Genomic DNA, 21,999 nt, shown 5'->3' on the forward strand with positions numbered 1-21,999 from the left:
TTTTTTTACGTTATTTCTATGGTCCCTACAAAAACCTTTTTAGCAGGTCCTTCGAGAAATGCCTCCCTAAAAGCCGGCCCCGATTTCACAAAATAGACTTTTAAAGTCTCTCCGCTACGCACTGAAACCTCTATCGGGCAGTCCATATCCAAAACAAGGTGGGATATCAAGGCGGAGGCGGTCACTCCAGATCCACAAGCCAATGTCTCTCCTTCTACTCCCCGTTCATAAGTTCTTACCTTTATCTTCCGCTCCCCCACCCTCCATGCAAAATTCACATTGGTGCCTTCGGGCTGAAATGCCTTGTGCCAACGGATACGGGAACCGATTTCCTCAAGCGTGCTCCTTGGAAGATTTTCGCAATCTTCAAAAAGCACAACGTGAGGAACTCCCGTATCGATCTTATGGAGCTCGTAGGATTTTCCCTCTATTTCCAGGGGAATACGCAATGTCAAGTTCTTGGGGGTAGGAAGAGTTATTTTAACCGCTTCACCAGAAATCCACCCCGTTATTCTTCCCGCCTCTGTCATAAAGCAAACTTCTCCCTGCTCCCCATCCTTATTTTCCATTTCAAAAAGAAAACGAGCAAAACAGCGTGCTCCATTCCCACAAAAGCTTGCCCGGCTTCCATCGGCGTTGAAATAAACCATGCGGGGCTCTTTCCCTTCATCGTTTTCAACCACCAAGAGCCCATCGGCCCCTATACCCTTGTGCCGATCGCAAAGAGTGCTAATCCGTGAGCTGTCCAACTGGATCAATTTTCGACGATTATCGAGCAGAATAAAATCGTTGCCCGCTCCGTGCATCTTCGTGAAAAAAACATCCATAAAAAATTTGTTTTTTAGCTAATATTATACAAAATCGCTAGAAAAAAACGTAGAGAATTGCAAAACCTGAATGCTGACCCTATCCAAGCCGATTTTCCCGTCGGCTTGATTGACTACGGAATGGGGAATCTCCAGAGTGTTGAAAACGCCCTTACTGCCCTTCGATACCGGGTGGAAAGGGTAGTCTTTGCCCCATCCCACATGGATTTTCTTGCCCTCGTTTTACCTGGTGTAGGAGCCTTCGGCGATTGCATGAAAAGCCTTCAAGATAAGGGTTTTTTGCCCTTTCTCAAACAGTGGATATCAACGGACATGCCTTTTTTGGGAATTTGTCTTGGATACCAGATTCTTTTTGAAGAAAGCAGCGAATCGGATGGTGATGAAGGCCTGGGAATATTTAAAGGAAAGGTCCTGCGGTTTCCCGGAGGTAAAGAAAAGGTTCCTCACATGGGCTGGAATTCCGTTCAAATCGCTAAAAGTTCAACTTACTTGGAAGGCATAAGCTCCGGCGATTATTTTTATTTTGTTCACAGCTACTATCCCGATGTCCTCCAAAAAGAAATTATTCTTTTGCAAACGGATTATGGGGGAGTCAGCTTTAGTAGCGCTATCTCGCGGGGAAATCTTTTAGCTACGCAGTTCCACCCTGAAAAAAGCCATAAAAAGGGTATTCAGCTTTTAACCAATTTTCTTTATAGAGCCAAAATGGCCAGGTGTTCAGAAAAAAAGGCAAAACAATGAAAATGTATGCAGCCATTGATCTTTTTAAAGGCCAGGTTGTTCGATTAAGGCAAGGAAAACTTGAAGAAATGACCGTTTATGGCTCTGATCCGGTCAAAACGGCCCTTTTTTGGCAGAGCCAAGGAGCGGATGGTTTGCACATTGTCGACCTGGAAGGGGCCTTTTCGGGAACTCCTCGACATTTGGATCTCCTAGAGAAAATTGCTTATGCGGTGACCATTCCTATCCAGTTTGGCGGGGGCTTGAGAACGGTAGAACAGGTGTTAAAAGCCCTTGAAGGTGGAGCACAGCGAGTGGTCATCGGCAGCAAGCTGGTAACGGATCCGGGATTTTTGCAGGAACTTTCCGAAAAAATAGGACCTGAGAAAATCGTTGCTGCCCTAGATACCCAAAACGGTGAAATCCAGATCGAGGGATGGAAAAAATCCAGTGGCTATAGTTTAGAAAACTTTATCAAATGGGTAGAGCAAAAGGGAGCCGGATTTTTGCTCTACACGAACATCCAAACCGATGGAACATTGAAAGGAGCAGATGTCAGGGGTACTCAAAAGGTTGTCGAGATGAGCCGTTTACCCGTCTTTGCCTCTGGAGGCATCGGTTGCACCAAAGATGTGGAAGAACTCCTAAAATTAAAAGGGCTCTATGGAGCTATTCTCGGAAGAAGCTTGTATGAAGGCAAAATTTCTTTAAGCGAAATAAAAAAAAATTTTAAGCTTTAATATGAAAAGAAAGCCATTCAAGGCTATTCTTTTCCTCTCCATCCCGTCATGGAAAAAAAGCGTCTTTTTTCGGCAAAAAACGAGTACAAAATTATGCTTTAGCTATAACTTTTAGGTTTTCTCTCCACGCTTCATCATTCAAGGAGTCGATTCTGCTCTCTTTGTTTAATTTCAAACTTCCACGATGAACCGGCTGTCTTTTTTATTGCCCTATCTCTTTTTGACCAGGAGCTTTCCTTATATTCCAGGAGAGGAAATAAAATTTTGCTTTTTGCAGGCGGTATTGAAAAATCGTTGACCGGCCCCCCCTTTTTGTACCTGGTTTTGACCCAAAACCGAACACCCACTCGGTGCACGGCGTAAGCTATGCGTCTATGAAAAGGGCAAAAGGGAAGCCCTTGGCATGAAAAGGATCCCCTGACCAATATTCCCTAGCCCATTTTTAAAAAATTGTTCAAATTAAAGAGGGAAAAATTATAAGGGTGGTATAAAAAAAGGAAAGAGGAGGGAGACTATAGACTATTTGAAGGCACCTTTACGGGTTGTTCTCACCTCTGTTGTGTTCCTTGCAAGTGGATCGTTTTTTTCGAGCCCTTTTCTTTATCCCCAGGTCCTTGAAAATTTGAAAAAATCCTCCCCCTTGGCTTCAACCTTACCTGAAGAAATCGTTCCGGAATATCTTGATTCCCTTCTTGCAGACCAGCCGGAGAACCCTTCCCAGGATGGCGATTCAACAGCTTCAAGCGATCAAACCGGGATAGCACCGGGGACTCAATCCATAAAAATTCTTTCTCAAAGCAGTTTAAAAAATATCAATTTTCAAAATGTCAACGAACTTTCAGCTTATCAAGTGGGAATCAACCAAACCCAAATCACCGGTAGCCCTCAAGCCGAACCTATTCTTCGGGGCTTGCCCGCAACCCGCTACAGAAATGGAATACTCGTCGGGTTTAGCAGGGATGCTCAATATGGCCCTCTGCTCAATCCCAACATGGATGAAAACATGGATATGGTCATGGGGCCTTCAAACATTATCTTCGGTCCACAAGAACTAGCGGGAGGCTATCTCAACGAGATCACAAAGTTGCCCTACTTTGACCAATTCAAGGGGGAAGCTTCCTACACCGTGGGCATGTATGGAACCAATTTCTGGAACTTGGATTTGGGAGGGCCGATCAAAAACAACCTAGCTTACCGGCTTGATTATTTTGGTCAAGATGGCTCTTCTTACTATAACTACTACTACGGATCTTATTTAAGAAGGGAGTCGGGTTTCATAGCCCTCAGCTATCAGCCCTACGAGAATTTCTCGATCGATTATAATGCGGAGATCGATTCCAACAGCCTTAATCCACCCGCAGGACTTAACCGCCCTACCCAGCAGCTCATCAACAATAGATTGTACCTGACGGGTCCCTTTGCGGGTTGGTACGATCAAAACGGCATATTTCATAGCGGGATCGGCACTTCCCCACCCGGTGAGGGTTATGCGGTAAACTGGGGACCGCTTGTATCGATTGATCCAAGAACCAATCTTTTAAACAATCCCATCAACAGCACCGAACAACTTTACGCGGTTTCCCAGCTCATTGAAACCCTAAAAATTTCCTCCAATTTCAAGATTGTCAACAACTCGATGTTTGAATATTACAGCACTTTTATCGATCAAATGATCCCCGGAGACTTTTGGTCGGTGCTTCCCGCAGGATACAATTTTGACGACAGGATGGAATGCCTGGGAAATTTCTCAACTTCCTTGGGGAACCTTTCGATAGACAACAACTTTGATGGTGGGGTTGAAATTCGTTATTACAGCGATAGGGAATACTCCGGGGTTTGGCACTCTCCCATTAACACTTGGGATCTAACCAAGCCTCTGCTGGATAACGATTTTTCTCCCCTCGTTTCCTACAGCCAGGCCCTGCTCTTCTCAAACCCTTATCTTACCGACATTCCCGTTCCGGGATATCCCGGCTTTTACTTTAACTCCCATAATTTTTTATCCACCGCTTCCACATTCTATAAACTTTCTCCCTTTTATCAGCATAAAATGGACTTAACTAAAAAATTGAACATCGTTGTCGGCGCCCGTTCCGATCTTTATATCGTCCATGCTTCTAGTCCGCCTGGCACTCCTGCTCCCCTTTTCCTGGAAAACAACATGACCGCGATCCTTCCCCAAGTATACACCGGGGTTGTTTACGACCCTTTTTCTTGGATGAATACCCATTTTAGTTATTTTTTCGGCCAGAACCCCTTCCCAAGCGCCTATGGAAGTTTCGCTCCCGATTTTACTGCCACCTATTACCATCTGACCAACCAATATTTCGAGATCGGAACAAATTTCACGCTCTACAAGGATAAGCTGTCCGTGAGCGTTTCGGGATTTTACCAGGATGGATTCATCCCCGCCTACGTCCTTCCGGAAGGCTCGGTAGCCACAACCCAGGCTTATTTAAAAGGTGGACAGCTTCAGGCCACCTGGAACCCCATACACAATTTATCTTTGAATGCAGGCTATGCGTTTATCGACGCCCATGAAAACTGGACGGGTTCTCCTATAGGTCCTTTCACCACCCAGCCTTATCCCTCTAATGTAGCCAAACAACTCGGGTTGCACGTCGATCCTTATGTTTTTCTGGCTCCTCTCGATTACCCCTTCATCGGTTTTCCAAGAAATTACGGTAACGCTACTTTGAGTTACCAGTCCAAGAAGGGTTATGGCTTTTCACTCTGGGCAATTATTCAAAGCGGGCAGTTTTTGAATTATGACTACACCGTAAGAATTCCTACTTGGTATACCCTCAATGCACGCCTTTTTTACACGACCTCCAAGTGGGAAATCAGCCTTTATTTTTATAACCTTACCGATGAAAAATATTGGGCCGCCGGAGCTCCCGGTTTTATCAGTGCAAGATCCTTCAATTACGATTTTATAACTCCCCAACTGCCCTTCTGGATCCAGGGAACTCTACGGATTTTCTTCTAGCCGCCGCAGCTTATTCCTTGTGAAAAAACAAGTGGAGTAACATAATTTCAGATCTCTGCCCAACCCTCACGGGAGGGCCCCATGTCCCGGCTCCCCGCGTGACAACGATATGACTCAATCCTATTTTTCTATAGCCGTAACTCAAAGGGAACAGCCTGTCCACGATATGGTTGATCGGCCAAAACTGACCTTGGTGCGTATGCCCACAAACCAAAAGGTCGACTTGCTCTCTTACCGCTTCGTCAATGGCCGTCGGCCTATGATCCATGACCAGTATAGGCTTGCTCCTATCGCAATTCTTGAGAATTTCTCTTAGCGTTTTTCTCTTTGCCTTCCCTTCGATTATTTCCACGGCCTGATCATCTCTTCCAACAACATAGAAAAAATCATCCACCCGTCTCGTTTCGTCCCTCAGAACGGCGATACCGCAATTTTCAAGGAAAGAGGATAGACTGTCGGAATCGTAAAAACATTCATGGTTGCCTATACAACTATAAACGCCGTAGCCGGCCGAAAGGCTTTTGAAAAAATGCTCAATCCCTTCTTTTTCCAACACCCTCTTGCTTCCATCAAGCAGATCCCCGGGAAGCAAAATAAGATCCGGATCTAGGGAAAGAATTTTTTTCAAAATAATCGAAAGCCTTCTTTTGCCAATAGTTCCCCCGGCATGAATATCTGAAGCCACGACAACGCGCAGGGAACCAAGCGGACATTTTTTCTCTATGTGCAGCTCGATCTTTTTTATCTCGACGTTGAGGGCATTGAAATAACCCTTGAGTAAAACCCCTCCCACTGTTCCAATCATCCCTAGGGCTATGATCCAGGACCTACCCGAAAAAAGAGAATGAAAAGAGCCCGGCGTAATTAACCAACCCATATCTACAAGGCATATCCCAACAAAAAGGTAGATAACCCCGGGAAGCCAAAGGCTTGAGATGGCCAAAAGGCCGTTGATCAAGGGCATGTAAAACCAATCCTTGAGGTAAGAAAAAAGAAAATACCCAAAAACGGCCCAGGCACAGATCAACAGGTAAGCTCCCTGGAAAAGCCATAGGTGGGGAAGAACCAAAAAACCCCTTAAAACAACATAACCACTCAGCCCATAATAAAGGGCCAAAAAGAACACCCTTCTCATTTTTCAGCACAGCTCGCTCAAACTTTTTTCCGCCACCGCTCAAGCCGGAACTTTCTTCCCGGATGGTCCATTAATCTGCTCGCTCAGGACCCAACCTACCGGCAAGCTGGAAACATTTTCCTTAAAAAAAGGTTTTTTCGTTGTTTAATTTTACTCCTTTTGTTGGCTTGCAACCGCTCTCCCGGAGTTGCTGTAAACGCTGGCAAAAGGATTGAATACGGCTTGCATGATGGATAAAAAAATACCGCTTTTAAACGCGTTTCAAAAAAAGGGAGGGAAATTTGCCTGTCACGGCGATCTTGGCCTTAAATCCTCTATTCAAAAAATCCGGGTCTATAAATTCCTTTTGCCTACCATCATCTTATCTAGAGAAAAAGATCCTCCACCCCCAACAAGCAGGGCAAAAGCCGCTGCCCATAGGCAAAGTGCGTATTCCATTCCTCCCTCGTGGACAAAAAACGCTTTTCGATGCGCAACGAGGATGGCAACGGTCATGATGATCATTAAATTTAAAGCTGCAAGACGGGTTGCCAAGCCCAGGAAAAGAAAAACCGCTCCCAACAATTCTCCCCACCCTGCAAGGGTTGCCCAGAGAACGCCCGGCACCAGGTGGAACTTTTCGGCAAAACTGGTTGCCGTAGCTTCTAGTCCTTTTCCCCCAAACCATCCGAAAAGCTTCTGGGAACCGTGGGCAAAAAAGATGAGGCCCAAAACCATCCTCAGGGGGAAAAAAGCAAAGGTGGAAGAAGTTTGAAAAAGGCGATCAAGCAAAGTTGAAAACGCTCTCCTATTTTTTTTCATCCGTTTTTTTCCTCGAATAATTCAATTCAACATGATAATGCTGCAAGGGTTTTACGTGCATCTCCTTGGATTGGAGAGACTTGATCGCTTCAACGGTTGCCCGGGCAGCGGCCATAGTCGTCATAACAGGTATCTTGCTGTAAAGAGAAGTCGTTCTGATCCGAATTTCATCTTTTCTTGCCCAGGAACCCGAAGGAGTATTGATCACAAGGGAAATTTCTCCGTTTTTAATCATGTCGAGAACATTGGGTCTGCCTTCAGACAATTTATAAAGCTTCGTACATCTTACCCCTGCTTCATTGAGAGCCCTCGCCGTCCCCTCGGTTGCAACGATTTCAAACCCCAGATCGACAAGAGATCTTGCAATCTCCACCCCCTCCTTTTTATCCTGGTCACGAACGCTCAAGAAAACTTTTCCCTTGAGGGGCAACGGAGCATTCAAGGCAATCTGGGTTTTGGCATAAGCTATCCCCAGGTCATCATCTATTCCCATCACTTCACCGGTTGATTTCATTTCCGGTCCAAGGAGGATATCGACCCCGGGGAACCGATCAAAAGGGAATACCGCTTCTTTGACACAGTAATAAGCCGGGACGATTTCTTTACCCACGTATCCCAATTCCTTGAGCTTTTTACCCATTATGACTTGAGCAGCTAGCTTGGCCAGGGGAACACCTATAGATTTGCTTATAAAGGGCACAGTGCGTGAAGCCCGAGGATTAACTTCAAGGACGTAAAGATTGTTCTTTTGGACGGCGAATTGGACGTTCATCAATCCCACGACGTTCAACTCCCTGGCCAGCAGGAAAACCGTCCTGCGGATCTCTTCCTTGATATTTTCTGAAAGGCTAAAAGGGGGAAGGACGCAAGCGCTATCCCCGGAATGGACTCCCGCCAGTTCAATATGTTCCAGGATAGCTCCAATAAAGATATCCTCACCGTCACTCACGCAATCGATATCCACCTCGATGGCATCTTCCAAGAAATGATCAACTAAAATAGGTTTCTCCGGTGCAGCTTCGATCGCCTCTTCCACAAACCGAACAAGATCGCTTTCGGTATAAACGATATGCATCGCCCTGCCTCCCAAGACGTAAGAAGGACGCAAGAGCAGGGGAAAGCCGATTTTTTTTGCCGCTAACAGCGATTCTTGAACGCCGGTGATGATTAAGCTCTGGGGTTGTCGTAACCCAAGCTTGGATACCAGCTGGGAAAAAAGCCTCCTATCTTCGGCCGTTTCAATGGATTCAACCGAAGTCCCCAAGATTCTCACCCCAGCTTTTTTCAAGGGGATGGCCAAGTTCAGGGGAGTTTGACCACCAAACTGGATGATCAATCCATGGGCTTTTGTTTTTTCATAAACCTGGATAACGTCTTCGGCTGTCAAGGGTTCGAAAAAGAGAAAGTCGGAACTGTCGTAATCGGTGGAAACCGTCTCCGGATTAGAATTGATCATTATGGTTTTATATCCAAGCTGCCTTAAAGCCATTAGGGCATGAACACAACAATAATCAAATTCAATGCCTTGCCCTATCCTGTTCGGTCCGGCACCCAAAATAATTATCTTTGGGTCATCCTGCTTGGGTTCGAGTTCGCTTATGCCCGGTTCATAGGTAGAATAATAATATGGGGTATAGGCTTCAAATTCGGCAGCACAGGTATCCACCAGCCGATAAGTGGGCAGGCAATTTTCCTTTTTCCTTAAAGCCCTTATTTCTTCTTCTGGAAGATTCCAAAAATGGGCAAGCTGCTTGTCGGAAAACCCGTTCATCTTGGCTTCAACTAACAAGGCAGGATCCTTGGATTGTTTCAAGATTGCTTCCTCCTGGACAAGCTCTTCGATCTGGCTCAAAAACCAAGGATCTATCCCACTTAACGAAGCTATCGTTTCTACATCCATCCCCGCACGAAATGCATGACGGATGTAAAAAATTCGTTCAGCCCTTGGAGTAAGGAGAAAATGGCGAATCTGTTCCAGGGGCAAAATTTGGTCATGCCCATGGGTTCCTCCCGAAAGCCCATGAGCGCCGACTTCGAGTGACCGCAAGGCTTTCTGCAAGGACTCCTTGAACGTTCTTCCTATAGCCATCACCTCTCCAACGCTCTTCATCGAGGAGGAAAGAGTAGGATCGGCTTCCGGAAATTTTTCAAAAGTAAACCTAGGGATTTTAACGACGACATAATCTATAGCGGGCTCAAAACAAGCCAGGGTTTTCCGGGTAATATCATTTGCAATTTCATCCAGGGTATAGCCAACGGCCAATTTGGCAGCAATTTTAGCTATGGGGAATCCCGTGGCTTTCGATGCTAAGGCTGAAGAACGGGAAACCCTCGGGTTCATTTCAATCACCACCATTCTTCCGGTTTTTGGATCCACGGCAAATTGAATATTAGACCCTCCGGTCTCGACCCCGATCTGCCTGATCACCGTAAAGGCCCAATCACGCATCCTTTGATACTCCTCATCGGTAAGGGTTTGGGCCGGAGCAACGGTGATGCTGTCTCCCGTATGGACTCCCATTGGATCCATGTTTTCGATCGAACAGATCACCACGCAACTATCTTTACGATCCCTCATGACCTCCATTTCAAATTCTTTCCAACCCAACAAGCCCTCCTCAATTAAAATCTCTCCAATAGGTGAAACACCCAGCCCCCGAATCACCCCTGCTTCAAACTCTTCCCGGTTGTAGGCAATGCTTCCCCCCTGGCCCCCCAGGGTAAACGCGGGCCTGATAATGAGAGGAAACTGATTGATTTGGGCAGCCACCTCCCTAGCTTCTTCCATGTTCCGGGCAATCCCCGAGCGCGGAATATCCAGGCCGACTTTTATCATTTCTTCCTTGAAAAGCTGCCTGTCTTCGGCTTTTTTAATGGCCTCTATTTTTGCCCCCAACATTTCTATACCCAAAGCATCCAAGATTCCCCTTTGGGCAAGCTCTACCCCCATGTTTAGAGCGGTTTGTCCTCCTAAAGTGGGCAGCAGGGCATCGGGCTTTTCCTCTTTGATAATCTTTTCAAGAATATCCGCAGTAATAGGCTCAATATAGGTCTTGTCTGAAAACTCAGGGTCCGTCATGATCGTCGCCGGGTTACTGTTAATGAGGATGACCCTGTAGCCATCCTCTTTTAAAGCCTTGCAGGCTTGAACACCGGAATAATCAAACTCCGCGGCTTGCCCAATCACGATAGGGCCGCTGCCAATGACCAAAATGGATTCTATATCTGTTCTTTTACCCATTGTTTTTTTCCACGGGGAGTATAGCCAGGGCTTTTTGTCCAATTAAACAAGAACGAACAAGTCGATCCCGTTGCCAGGTTAGATACAAACCGCTGAGTGAAAAATTCACTCAATTTAAAAGTTGATAGCCATTATTTCTTCTTCTCGGTTGAAAACCACTTCGACTTATCGCTTCTTCAATTTCCTCAACAGTTGTCCTGTAAGTGGTTCCCGCCGCAGAAACAACATTTTCTTCCATCATCACGCTTCCAAAATCATTCGCACCGTAATAGAGGGCAACCTGTCCCACTTCCACCCCCTGGGTGACCCAGGAAGACTGGATGTTTTCTATATTATCGAGAAATATCCGTGATAAAGCCTGCATCCTCAAGTACTCCGAAGGACCCTTTTTTTCGGCTTTAAGCTTCGTATTATCGGGTTGGAATGTCCAACATATAAAAGCGGTAAATCCACCCGTTTCCTCCTGCAGATCCCTGATTTTTTCAAGGTGTTCCAGCCGATCTTCAAGCTGTTCGACATGCCCAAACATCATTGTTGCGCTCGATCTCAAACCTAACCGGTGGGCAATTCTCATCACTCCCAGCCATTCTGCAGAAGAACATTTGAGGGGAGCGATTTTTTTCCTGACGCTATCCACGAGGATCTCTCCCCCTCCCCCCGGGATGGATCCTAAGCCCGCCTTCATAAACCGCTTAATGACCTCTTCGACGGAAAGATCAAAAAGCTTGGAAAAGTGGAGAAATTCGGGTGGGGAAAAACCATGGATATTAATGTGGGGAAATTTTTCATGAATGGAATGCAGGAGGTTGAGATAATATTCAATGCCAAGCTTGGGATGATGGCCACCTTGGAGCAAGATTTGAACGCCTCCAAGGGCATCCAGTTCCCTGATTTTTTCTTCAATCTGTTCGACCGAAAGAACGTAATGGTCGGGATCTCTTTCCGTCCGGTAAAATGCGCAAAATTTGCAATAGGTATTACAGACATTGGTATAATTAATATTTCTGTCTATGATATAGGTAACGATTTCAGCTCCTTTTCCCCCATAAGCTGAAGCTTTGATCTTCTGTCTCCTTAAATCGGCCAGCAGCCCCAGTTCGGCTAAAGGAAGAAAATAAAGATCCCTGGCTTCTTCGACGGTAAACCTTTCAAAATTTTCTATCTTTTTCCTGGCGTATTCCAATAAGCTTTTTGAATTCGTATTTCCGATTATATTCATACCCAATAAAAAGGGAAGGATCGATCAATTATTTCTATTTTTATCAAATTTTTTAAAAATTCTTCAATGCCCATTTTTTCTTTTTCTCCCACTTCATAGCGAATGTAATGGGTAAGATAATGAAGTTGATGGCTGTCTGCAGCTATTTTTTCTCTTGCAGAGAGTCCCTTCTCTTTAGTTTTTGTTAAAAGCTCTTTTATCTCTTCTCTACTCCACTTTCCGACCGGACCAAACGTCCAAAGGGCAAAAACAAAAGGCAGACCCGTCAACTTTTTCCAAGCTCCACCCAGATCGATCACTGGGTGTTCGGGATGGCTTTTCCGGTAGTTGATGGCTTTATCTCCAATCAAAAGGAAACCGTCGGCGGGTTCATCATAGGAAACAAACCGGATCTTTTTCCCATAGAAACACTCTAAGATAACCCGCAGAAGCAATACCGAACTTCGACTTTCCGGGTCAACGGTTACGGATCGAATGAGCTCAAGAGGCTTTTTAGGCACCAAAATGACGCTATAGACATCTCCATCGGCAACAATACCCATCCCGTCAATAAAAAAACTCCATTTCTCGATGAGAGAAGCGCCAACAGGACACAAGGCGACATCGAGTTCTCCCCTTTTAAGCATCAGGGATAGATCTACCGGAGAGCCGTAAATAACCTGCTTTTCGATGCCATAGATCAAGGGCCTGGCGTTAAGATAGGGAACGCAACCTATTCGAGCATTGATCATAAAGCCAGGATCAAAAAATAAGAGAGGTTAAACAGCTTGGGTGGGGATGGATATTTTCTTTCTTTTCTTTTCAGCTAACCCATGGAACCAGTAAAGCAAGGCTGGGGTAATCAAGTGGGAAGAAAACATGCCTGCCAATACGCCGATCAGGATGGCCAAGGCAAAAACAGAAATAACGAAGCCCCCCAAGATGAGCATAGAAATGGTCGCCAAAACGACCGTTCCCCCGGTCATGATCGTTCGGGCAAGGGTTTTGTTAATGCCCTCGTTTATAATTTCCTTAAAGGAAAGATTTGCTCCCTTGAACTTTAATGTTTCACGGATCCTGTCGGAAATGACGATTTTTTCGTTAATGGAATAACCGAGAATAGTCAAGAAAGCTCCAATCAAATACATGTCAAACTCTTTACCCAAAAGGGCCATAATGCCGATGGCCAGCAACACGTCATGCAGTTGGCCCAGTGCAGCAGCCAACGCAAAAGACCACTCGTAGCGTAAAGACACGTAAATAAGAATGGCTAAAAGACCTAGAGATAGGGCCAAGCCGGCACGATGTTTCAATTCATCTCCAACCACCGGCCCCACGCTATCCATTCTCGAAAGGCTAAAACCGGCTTGAGGGAACTTTTCCTTGAGAACGTTTACACTCTTCTCACCCTCTCCATAACGGACTTGGTAAACGAGCTGGTTGCCCTCCCTACTATACTGAAGCAGGCTAGGATGTATTTTTTCTTCCTCCAAAGCTTGCCTGACTTTGGCTACGGGCACAGCCTGCTTATAAGCAACGGTAAGGGAATCCCCACCAGAAAAATCAACTCCCAGAAGTTCTCCGCTCCTCAGGAAAAAGGTAGCGATCCCAACTGCTAAAAGGATGGCGGCAGCGGGAACGGTTATCCAACTCCATTTAATAAAGTCAAAATTGGGCTTATGCAGAAACTTCATCATGGAAAGCTTTCTCAGCATCCCCCAAGACAAGAGCCATTCAAACAAGTTCCTGCTGAACACAAGGGCTGCAAAAAGATTAGCCACGATGCCCAAAACCAAGGTCACGGCAAACCCCTGGAGAGGACCACTTCCCAGTTCCATGAGGATGATCGAAGGAATGATCAAGCTCACATTGGAATCGAAAATGGCGCTAAAGGCCTTGTTAAAACCGATAAAAATCGCATTTTTGACATTTACCCCTACTTCGAGTTCGTCTCGAATCCGTTCGTAAATAAGAACGTTGGCATCGACGGCCATCCCGATAGTCAAAATAATGCCCGCTATACCCGGGAGGGTAAGGGTAAAATGAAATTGGGCAAGCAAGCCCAAGAGCAGGAGCAGGTTGACAAGAAGGGCTACCACGGCGACGATTCCGGCAAGCCTGTAATAAAAAACCATGAAGAGAACAACGGAGGCAAATGCCGCTAAAGCAGCATTAATTCCACTGATGATCGAGTCTTTCCCCAAGGAAGGATCGACTCCCCTTTCCTCCAAGATCTTGACAGGGGTTTCCAGCGGATTTTCAAGAACGCTGGCAAGATCCTCCGCCTCTTTTGGAGTCATATTACCTCCAGAAATAACCGCATTTTTAAAAATGGCCGTTTGAATGACCGGGGCGCTCTTGACTTCACCATCCAACACGATGGCTAATCTTTTGCCGATATTGTTCGATGTGATTTCTCCAAATCGCTTGGCCCCGGCTTCATTAAATTCGATCACCACCGTCGGCCGGCCTACTTCATCAAAGCCTCGAAAAGCACGCCGGACATACTTGCCGCCCATCTCTTCTCTTTTCCGGACCAAAATCAAGCTCTCTGACTTGCCTTCCTTTGACTCAGCCTGGGAAAAGGGGAGAATCTCGTAGCCTAAAGGTATTTTTTCCTGGCCGGACTGGATAGCCGCCAGCAGCTTATCCGTATCGGGATGAACAAGGCGGAATTCCAACTTGGCTACCTTGGAAAGCTGTTCTTTTGCCGCCGCTTTTTCAGATTCGGATAACCCGGGAATCTGGACGCTGATGCGCCTTTTACCCATCGGTTGTATGATCGGCTCAGAAAGCCCAAATTTATCTATTCTTTTGCGGATCACCCCGATGGCCTGGTCAAGCGCCCCGGCCGAGGGTTCACCTTGCAGTTCCAGCAGGAAAGCCGTTCCTCCCTTGAGATCCAATCCAAGCTTTATTTTCTCTGCAGGAGGAAAAAGGGAAAAAACAGCATTGATGAGGATGAAAAAGCTGCAAGCCAAACCCACCCATCTTTTTGTCCTATCATCGGAGGCGGTAAAATACCAGATGAGAGTAACAAGGAATAAAAGGGCTGTAGAAAAGGAAACAAATAACATTTTATCCCTAACGATCTTTTAAGTTTGACACCCTCCCTTATTACTTAAACAGTTGTCCTTGCAAAGCCTTCCGGCAAGTGTTTTCTCACGAACTTTTCCCTTTAGCCTCTTTGGAATCTTTCGTTTCTTTGGGCTCTTCCTTGACGGTCTTAGTCACCGTGGTCAAAGCGCTTTTAAGCACCTCTATCTTGACATTTTCAGCTACGCGAATAACCACGGTTTTCTCCTTGACATTCGTCACTACACCCAGAATACCCCCGGAAGTGATGACCCTGTCGCCTGTTTCGAGGCTTGCAATAAGCTTTTCCTGCTCTTTTTTCTGTTTTTGCTGGGGTCGAATGAGCAGGAAATAGAAGATTCCAAAAATAAGAATCGTCGTTATGAAAAAGGTCATCGGTGGAGGACCTTCGGGAGCTTGTTGAGCTACCCCGCCTCGACCGCGAGGTTGAGGGGGAGGAGGTGGAGCCATACTAAACCAAAACTCAGTTCCTGTTTTCATAATTTTTTTTCCTCGTCTATTTTGTTACCTTTTTATCTTTCCATCGAGCTAAAAAATCAACCCATTGCCCATGGGCGAGAAATGATCTTATTTCTTTCATCAATCGATTGTAAAATAAGAGGTTATGCATTGACAAAAGCATAATGCCAAGAATTTCTTTTGATTTTAACAGATGATGGATATAGCCTCTACTAAATTTTCGACAAGCATAGCAAGAACAACGGCTATCCAAGGGGGATCCATCTTTTCTGAAACGCGCATTTTTGATGTGGATAATTCCCTCTTCGACATAAGCTGAACCATGCCGAGCCAACCGGGTGGGTAAAACACAATCAAAAAGATCTATCCCTAAATCCACCATCTGGACGATCTGCCAAGGTTGTCCCATGCCCATGACATACTTTGGAGCTTTTTCATCCAAAAAAGAAGATACCGTTTTTACGACCGCTAAACTTTCCTCATGGGGTTCTCCGACGCTTAAGCCCCCGATTGCATAGCCGTCAAAACCGATCTTCATGAGCTCCTCTGAACAATATAACCTCAATCTTTCATCCGTCCCACCCTGGATGATCCCAAATAGAGAATATGAAGCAGAGGGCTTAGAGAACAGTTTCTCTTGCTGCTGCATCCAAGTTTCTTTTCCCCTTTTAGCCCATTGGATCGTCCGGCGGGTTGCCTCCAAAAGATCTTTTTCTTTGGATGGCCAAGGAGGACAGTGATCAAGGCTCATGACGATGTCCGAACCGAGTTCCATCTGGGCATGAATGGCACTTTCAGGTGTCAGCATGAGGAAAGAGCCGTCCACAGGCGATTTAAAACGCACCCCCTCGGGAAAAATCTTGCAAAAAGGCGATAAACTAAAAACCTGGAACCCCCCGCTGTCGGTAAGAATAGCCCCATTCCACCCCATGAACTGATGCAGTCCTCCAAATTCTTTGATCACGGAAATTCCCGGCCGAAAAAGAAGGTGATAAGCATTAGCCAAAATCAACTTTATGCCCTCTTCTTCAAGGTCCTTGGGAAAAATGGCTTTCACCGTGGCGGATGTTCCCACGGGCATAAAACAGGGAGTTTCTACAACTCCATGCGGCGTCAATAACCTGCCTAACCTAGCCCTCGATCCCCCTGATTTTTGAATCACTTCAAATTTCATGTTTTTCTCAGCCTTTCTACCGCCCTATGCTTCCCGGTGGGCAAAGCCTTCCTTGCAAGACCGAATCTTAAGCTATACTTTTATTCTTGCTCATAATCCAATTCTGGGTACAAAAAAGAACTGAATCGAGCAACAGGTACATAAAAAATCTATTGGATTAATCCGGTAGCAACCTTTGTTGGCTATTCATACAGAAATGATAAGAAGATATTTAATTTTATGCCTGAACTGCGTAAAGATCCATTTGTCTCTAATCGGTGGATAATTTTTTCTCCAGAAAGAAAACAGAGACCAATAGAATACACCTTTAGGGATCATGAAGAGGGGAAAGAACCGTTTGATGTATTTTCTTGGGGAAAAGAAAAGCTTACCCCTCATGAAGTCTTTGCGTTAAGACCAAAAGGAGGTTCGGCAGACTCTCCGGGCTGGTCTGTACGCGTCGTCCCAAACAAGTATCCCGCACTGCGGATTGAAGGGGATCTCCAGGCTGAAGGTATAGGCCTTTTCGACCGGATGACCGGGATAGGAGCCCATGAAGTCATCATCGAAAATCCCAATCCAACCGTGGAACTCGAAGATCAAACCGTTGAAGGCATTGCCGGCGTACTCCAAGCCTACCGCCAGAGGATTCTCGACTTGCAACAAGATATCCGTTTCCGCTACATCCTCATTTTTAAAAACAAGGGCCAATTGGCGGGGGCAACCCTCAAGCACCCCCATTCTCAACTCATTGCCTTGCCCGTGGTTCCAAGGGAAGTTAAAGAAATGATTATCCAAGCCCGAAAACATTACGATATAAAAGAAAGAGGCCTTTTTGCCGACGTTTTGCACGAGGAATTGCGTTCAGGGGAAAGGGTGATCATGGAAAATTCTTTTTTTGCTGCTTTTTGTCCATGGGCGAGCCGTTTCCCCTTTGAAAGTTGGATTATGCCCAAATTTTCATCCTTGGATTTTTCTACCCTTGACGATAACCAGATCATGCTTTTGAGCGACATCCTTCAAAGCCTGCTCCGACGATTAAAAAAAGGATTACAGGATCCCGATTACAACATGGTGCTCCAAACCGCACCTCTCCGAAGTTCACGGCAAGACTATATGAGCGCTGTAGAAGTGGATTTCAGGTGGCATATCGAAATATTACCCAGGATTTCATACCTCGCCGGTTTTGAACTGGGAAGCGAATTTTTTATCAACCCGGTCTATCCGGAAGAAGCGGCCGATTTTCTTAGACAAATACGAAAATTATAGTTTTTTATGCTAACAGCTAAAGGATTTTTATAGGTATGAATATCCTCCTCCTCTGGCATATGCACCAACCCGAGTATACCGATCATTCCAGCAATGTAGCCCTTATGCCTTGGGTAAGACTCCATGCCGTTCACGGTTATCTTGACATGGTGGAAATGGTGGGAAGATTTCCCGCTCTCAAAGCCATTTTTAACTTTAGCCCGGTTCTTTTAGACCAGATAGAAAAACTGGTCAAAAAAGAATCCAAGGATTTTATCGAAATCTTAACCCGGATACCCGCCGACGAACTCAACCAGGTCCAAAAACAAAAAATTTTAGAAAACTTCTTTAAAGCGAACTACGATACCCTCATACGCCCTATTCCCCGTTATTATGATCTTCTTAAAAGAAGAGGAAAAGTTGTTAATTTTGCCAAACTCGAAGAATTAACCTCTCTTTTTAGCACCCAAGATTACCTGGATATCCAAGTTTTCTATAACCTGGTGTGGTGTGGTTATACAGCCCGCAAGCGTTATCCCCTGATAGAAGAATTGCGTAAACAAGGAGGTCATTATACCGAAGGGCAAAAAGAAGAACTGCTTGAAGTTCATCATGAGATTCTTGCCTCGATTATTCCCAGCTACAAGGCAGCCCTGGAGAGAGGCCAGATCGAAATAACGATTTCCCCCTACTACCATCCGATCCTGCCCCTCATCTACGACACCAACTTTGCACGAAGGTGTATGCCCAACGTCAGCTTGCCTTCACAGTTTAAAGCGCCTGAAGATGCCCTGAACCAACTCAAGCAAGGGCAGGAAAAAATGAAAAGCGTTTTTGGACAACCGGCTCGGGGTGTTTGGCCCTCAGAAGGTTCGGTATGCCCCGAACTCATCCCTCTTTTTAAAGAAACCGGGTTCGATTATTTCTTCACCGACGAATCTATTCTTTTTCGCAGCCTTGAACTCGATCCTCATTGGAGAGGAAGGCATGAAGAGCACCTGCTTCTTTTTCAAGGTTGGCGCGTAGAACTACCGGAAAGCTCTATATTCGCCCTTTTCAGGGAACGACCTCTTTCGGACTTCATCGGCTTTAAGGCTTCCCAGAACGATCCAACCCAAGCTGCAAATTTCTTATTGCATAACCTAGAAAATACTTGCAAGTATATCGACCCCCGAAGAGGAGCTATTCTTCTAGCCCTTGACGGGGAAAATGCCTGGGAGGCTTTTCATGACGGAGGAGAAGCCTTCTTAAGCTATTTTTACCAAGGTCTTGTTAACCACCGCAATTTAAGAACGGTTCGGGCCAAAGATTATTTTGATGAAAATCCTCCCCTGAATACCGTTCATAAACTCTACACGGGTTCCTGGATCAATGCCGATTTTGATATTTGGATAGGGGACAGTGAAGAAAACAAGGCCTGGGAATGGCTGGGTAAAACAAGAGAATTTTTAATCCATAAATCGGGACAAAAGAACGTGACCATTGAGCAGCTCGCCAAAAGTTGGAGTTGCCTTTATGCCGCGGAAGGAAGCGATTGGTTTTGGTGGTATGGACCTGATTTTTCTACCGACTCTGACCAGATTTTCGATGAGCTTTTTCGCACGCATCTCAAAAATGTCTATGGTTTTTTAGGGGTCACCCCTCCCCCTTATCTTGATCTTCCCATCAAGGTTCCCTCTCCTCCCGTTCCCTATGTTTGCCCAAGACTGTACATCAGCCCCAAACTCACGGGAAGATTAGAAAACTATTTCGATTGGGTCGGCTCAGGTTTCCTGGATATTTCCATTCAACAAACCGCCATGTATCAATCTAACCGCATCGGCAAAAAACTCTTTTTTGGTTTTGATAAAAAACATTTTTACCTGAGGCTCGATTTAGCCGTAAAGCCCGATATCGTCGTCGTCGATTTCTTATCCCCCAAATGGCGTCGCATTGAATGCCAGGCCACAGGGGATCAACAATGGGAGAAGAAAATTGAAGCCATTGACCAAAGTGGATCTTTTCAACCCCTCCAGGGAACGGTTGAGGTTTTTTGGGATGATTTTTTCATCCTCTCCGCCGATATGGCTACCCTAGGGTGGGAAAAAAACGACCAAGTTAGTTTTTTTGTGAGAATACTTGACCGGAACCACCTCGGCTTGGAAAGATATCCTGAGAAAGGGACAATAGACTTTATTTTTCCTTCTGAAGATTTTGAATTGCAACAATGGTTCATTTAAAACAGGTCAACGTTCTCTGGATAGTCCATTTCCATCAACCGGTGGGGGTTTTCCCGGAAACCTATAAAAAATTTACCCAAAAGGCTACCCTTCCTTTTCTTTTCTCGGTAAAAAACCATCCCCAGGTTAAACTCTCTCTCCATTTCAGCGGCAACTACCTGGTCTACCTCCAAAAAGAAAGCCAGGAAGTCGTCGATCTCCTCCGAAAAATGGTCGAACAGGGCCAGGTTGAACTTCTAGGAGGAGGTTTTTATGAACCCATTTTGTGCTTTCTTTCCCACGACGATGGCTTGCTGCAACTCAAAAAACTCCACCGGTTTTTATCCGACAATTTCGGCTTTTCTCCCAAGGGAGCCTGGCTTGCTGAATCTGTCTGGGAACCTTACTTCGTTGAACTTCTTGCCCAATCCGGCTATCAATATACCCTTTTGGAAGACAGCCTTTTTGAAAATGCTGGACTAGCCCCTGCAGAAATCAGGCATCCTTTCCTTACTCAATTCAACCGGCACTCTATTTATGTCTTCGCCTACCACTCTCTCTTTTCAAAAGAGATCCCTTTCAAAGAGATCAAGGATATCCATTCTTCCTTTGTGCAGGTAAGCCATAGAGAGGGAACGCAGCTCGTCTGCATTGCCCAGAGTGGAGAACTTTACGGTTTCTGGCCGGATACCCGGGAACAGGTCTACCACAGGCATAGACTTGAAGATTGGTTGCGTTACCTGGACGAAAATTCAAGTTGGATTCAAACGCGTTTTCCTTCCGAGTTCATCGATGGTTACTGGCCCATCGTTTCCCTGCCTTCTGGAGGGAGAAAAGATCTCCAGCCTTTTTGTTTGCCTCACCGGGCTGCTTTAGATTTCGTTTCCGCTCAAAACGATCTCAAGCTGAGATTCGATGCCGACAGGTTCCTGAAGTATTTCAAGGGAGGGAACTGGTTGTCTTTTCTTTCCAAGTACCCTGAAGCCAATTACATCCATAAAAGAATGCTGCAGGTCAGCGAAAAAATCCGATCGCTACCCGGGAACCTCCGGGAAGATATTTATGACAGTCTCTTGGCAAGCCAGGGGCACACCGTTTACTGGCATGCTTATAAAGATGGTCTTTTTGGAAACTACATCCGTGACAACGCCTTTTACCATATCCTGAGCACCGAAAAGAAGATCATGGAAAAATCGGCCCAGCTTTTTCCCCCCATTGAGCAAGAAGATTTCGATGCAGATAAACACCCGGAAGTTTTTCTTCGCTCTCCTCTCTGCTCATTGTGCATCAAGCCTCTCTATGGAGGTTCAATAACCGAATGGAATTTTTTACCCACCGCCTATAATCTTACCAATACCTTGAGACGACATCCCTCTTACTTCCCTGAACCCATACCACCTGAAATGTACGTGGAAGATTGGCACCAACGAACGGCTTTCTTGGATCACTTTGTCCCCCTAAGCACCTCTCCCTATGATTTCGTAGGCGGTTCTTTTGTGGAATACGGGGATTTCGTCAATCAACCCTACAAAATAATCCACGTGGGCGAGATCGAAAAAGGCTATTCGGTCGTTCTTGAAAGAAAAGGGGGCTTGTATTTTACAAATAACCAATTTAGCTTTACGACCAGGAAAGAATATCTCCTTACTCCCGGAGATGAACTCCACGTCCACTACACGATAACCAACGAAGACAACATCCCTATAGAACTTCTTTTTTGTTGTGAAATCAACTACTCCATCCTTTCCGTGGATTCATCCGACCGCTACATCTTGATCAATGGCAAGAAACTTAATCCCGGGATGATCTTTGAAGAACAGAAAGTGAGGGAATGGACGATCGTGGATAAAACCAGGCAGCTAGAGTGGTGGTGGTATTTAGCCGAGGGCCCCCTGGACATATACCATTTCCCTTTATATACCGTATCGTATGAAAGGGGATTGTTTGGCAAAGATTACCAGGGATCTACGTTCGAAATTTTAAAACCTTTCCACCTTTATCCTAAAGAAAGGATGGAACTCAAAATAATTTCAAAATTTGTAAATTCCTAGATTGAATTTTTTAAAAAAGTTTCGTAGCCTTCCTCACAAGGTGAAAAAAGTACTCATATTACTCATTTCCTGTTCATTTGTTTTTTTAGCTTGCTCAAATAAATCCAAGAAAATTGAAACGGAGGGTTCCAGAGGCGCTAAAG

15 protein-coding genes are annotated in these 21,999 nt (G+C 45.4%); 6 read left to right on the forward strand and 9 right to left on the reverse strand.

Annotation, left to right across the window (positions count from 1 at the left end; all coding sequences use genetic code 11):
* Positions 1-5 precede the first annotated feature (5 nt).
* Positions 6-827: a diaminopimelate epimerase gene (gene dapF, locus MINF_RS08520; RefSeq protein ID WP_012464261.1), complete on the reverse strand. Its 822-nt coding sequence runs from the start codon at positions 825-827 to the stop codon at positions 6-8.
* 57 nt (positions 828-884) lie between these two features.
* Between dapF and hisH the strand changes: the two genes are divergently transcribed.
* The 3 genes from hisH (at position 885) to MINF_RS08540 (ending at position 5,276) form a co-directional block, all read left to right on the forward strand.
* A complete protein-coding gene (hisH, locus tag MINF_RS08525) occupies positions 885-1,568 on the forward strand; it encodes an imidazole glycerol phosphate synthase subunit HisH (RefSeq protein WP_012464262.1) in 684 nt (227 codons plus the stop codon).
* Positions 1,565-2,287: a 1-(5-phosphoribosyl)-5-[(5-phosphoribosylamino)methylideneamino]imidazole-4-carboxamide isomerase gene (gene hisA / locus MINF_RS08530; RefSeq protein WP_048810301.1), complete on the forward strand. Its 723-nt coding sequence runs from the start codon at positions 1,565-1,567 to the stop codon at positions 2,285-2,287. Before hisH ends, hisA begins: the two co-directional genes overlap by 4 nt.
* A gap of 559 nt (positions 2,288-2,846) precedes the next feature.
* A complete protein-coding gene (locus MINF_RS08540) occupies positions 2,847-5,276 on the forward strand; it encodes a TonB-dependent receptor (protein WP_238523473.1) in 2,430 nt (809 codons plus the stop codon).
* 10 nt (positions 5,277-5,286) lie between these two features.
* On the opposite strand, the gene MINF_RS08545 is transcribed toward MINF_RS08540, so the two are convergent.
* The 8 genes from MINF_RS08545 to tgt all read right to left on the reverse strand — a co-directional run bounded on the left by MINF_RS08545 (position 5,287) and on the right by tgt (position 16,380).
* Positions 5,287-6,411, reverse strand: coding sequence for a metallophosphoesterase (locus MINF_RS08545; RefSeq protein ID WP_012464266.1), 1,125 nt, complete (start codon positions 6,409-6,411; stop codon positions 5,287-5,289).
* A 333-nt stretch (positions 6,412-6,744) separates the two neighbouring features.
* Entirely contained in the window at positions 6,745-7,212 is a 468-nt protein-coding gene (locus MINF_RS08550; protein ID WP_012464267.1) for a DoxX family protein, read from the reverse strand.
* Positions 7,199-10,453, reverse strand: a complete 3,255-nt coding sequence (gene carB, locus MINF_RS08555; RefSeq protein WP_048810302.1) for a carbamoyl-phosphate synthase large subunit — start codon at positions 10,451-10,453, stop codon at positions 7,199-7,201. The genes MINF_RS08550 and carB overlap by 14 nt, the downstream gene beginning before the upstream one ends.
* Positions 10,454-10,562: 109 nt before the next feature.
* Positions 10,563-11,672 carry a cyclic dehypoxanthinyl futalosine synthase gene (gene mqnC, locus MINF_RS08560; protein ID WP_048810303.1) on the reverse strand — a complete coding sequence of 370 codons (1,110 nt, stop codon included), beginning with the start codon at positions 11,670-11,672 and terminating at the stop codon, positions 10,563-10,565.
* On the reverse strand, positions 11,669-12,403 hold the full coding sequence (locus MINF_RS08565) for a menaquinone biosynthesis protein (protein ID WP_012464271.1): 735 nt from the start codon (positions 12,401-12,403) through the stop codon (positions 11,669-11,671). The genes mqnC and MINF_RS08565 overlap by 4 nt, the downstream gene beginning before the upstream one ends.
* A 27-nt stretch (positions 12,404-12,430) precedes the next feature.
* Positions 12,431-14,728, reverse strand: a complete 2,298-nt coding sequence (locus MINF_RS08570) for a protein translocase subunit SecDF (protein ID WP_012464272.1) — start codon at positions 14,726-14,728, stop codon at positions 12,431-12,433.
* Positions 14,729-14,813: 85 nt separating this feature from the next.
* Positions 14,814-15,227, reverse strand: coding sequence for a preprotein translocase subunit YajC (gene yajC / locus MINF_RS08575; protein WP_012464273.1), 414 nt, complete (start codon positions 15,225-15,227; stop codon positions 14,814-14,816).
* A 16-nt stretch (positions 15,228-15,243) separates the two neighbouring features.
* On the reverse strand, positions 15,244-16,380 hold the full coding sequence (gene tgt / locus MINF_RS08580; protein WP_012464274.1) for a tRNA guanosine(34) transglycosylase Tgt: 1,137 nt from the start codon (positions 16,378-16,380) through the stop codon (positions 15,244-15,246).
* A 219-nt stretch (positions 16,381-16,599) separates the two neighbouring features.
* Here tgt and MINF_RS08585 point away from each other — a divergent pair, with 219 nt between their 5' ends.
* The 3 genes from MINF_RS08585 to MINF_RS08595 are packed head-to-tail and all read left to right on the forward strand — an operon-like array spanning position 16,600 to position 21,856.
* Positions 16,600-17,628 carry a galactose-1-phosphate uridylyltransferase gene (locus MINF_RS08585; protein WP_012464275.1) on the forward strand — a complete coding sequence of 343 codons (1,029 nt, stop codon included), beginning with the start codon at positions 16,600-16,602 and terminating at the stop codon, positions 17,626-17,628.
* Between the two features lie 35 nt (positions 17,629-17,663).
* A complete protein-coding gene (locus MINF_RS08590; protein WP_012464276.1) occupies positions 17,664-19,826 on the forward strand; it encodes a glycoside hydrolase family 57 protein in 2,163 nt (720 codons plus the stop codon).
* Entirely contained in the window at positions 19,814-21,856 is a 2,043-nt protein-coding gene (locus tag MINF_RS08595) for an alpha-amylase/4-alpha-glucanotransferase domain-containing protein (RefSeq protein ID WP_012464277.1), read from the forward strand. The genes MINF_RS08590 and MINF_RS08595 overlap by 13 nt, the downstream gene beginning before the upstream one ends.
* Positions 21,857-21,999 lie beyond the last annotated feature (143 nt).

This window comes from Methylacidiphilum infernorum V4, assembly GCF_000019665.1.
GTDB lineage: Bacteria > Verrucomicrobiota > Verrucomicrobiia > Methylacidiphilales > Methylacidiphilaceae > Methylacidiphilum > Methylacidiphilum infernorum.

Coding starts and splice junctions, on each gene's coding strand:
- MINF_RS08545 (WP_012464266.1), bottom strand. CDS start 6,411: ATGAGAAGGGTGTTCTTTTTGGCCCTTTATTATGGGCTGAGTGGTTAT.
- dapF (WP_012464261.1), bottom strand. CDS start 827: ATGGATGTTTTTTTCACGAAGATGCACGGAGCGGGCAACGATTTTATT.
- MINF_RS08595 (WP_012464277.1), top strand. CDS start 19,814: ATGGTTCATTTAAAACAGGTCAACGTTCTCTGGATAGTCCATTTCCAT.
- tgt (WP_012464274.1), bottom strand. CDS start 16,380: ATGAAATTTGAAGTGATTCAAAAATCAGGGGGATCGAGGGCTAGGTTA.
- MINF_RS08585 (WP_012464275.1), top strand. CDS start 16,600: ATGCCTGAACTGCGTAAAGATCCATTTGTCTCTAATCGGTGGATAATT.
- MINF_RS08565 (WP_012464271.1), bottom strand. CDS start 12,403: ATGATCAATGCTCGAATAGGTTGCGTTCCCTATCTTAACGCCAGGCCC.
- MINF_RS08550 (WP_012464267.1), bottom strand. CDS start 7,212: ATGAAAAAAAATAGGAGAGCGTTTTCAACTTTGCTTGATCGCCTTTTT.
- carB (WP_048810302.1), bottom strand. CDS start 10,453: ATGGGTAAAAGAACAGATATAGAATCCATTTTGGTCATTGGCAGCGGC.
- MINF_RS08590 (WP_012464276.1), top strand. CDS start 17,664: ATGAATATCCTCCTCCTCTGGCATATGCACCAACCCGAGTATACCGAT.
- yajC (WP_012464273.1), bottom strand. CDS start 15,227: ATGAAAACAGGAACTGAGTTTTGGTTTAGTATGGCTCCACCTCCTCCC.
- MINF_RS08570 (WP_012464272.1), bottom strand. CDS start 14,728: ATGTTATTTGTTTCCTTTTCTACAGCCCTTTTATTCCTTGTTACTCTC.
- mqnC (WP_048810303.1), bottom strand. CDS start 11,672: ATGAATATAATCGGAAATACGAATTCAAAAAGCTTATTGGAATACGCC.
- hisA (WP_048810301.1), top strand. CDS start 1,565: ATGAAAATGTATGCAGCCATTGATCTTTTTAAAGGCCAGGTTGTTCGA.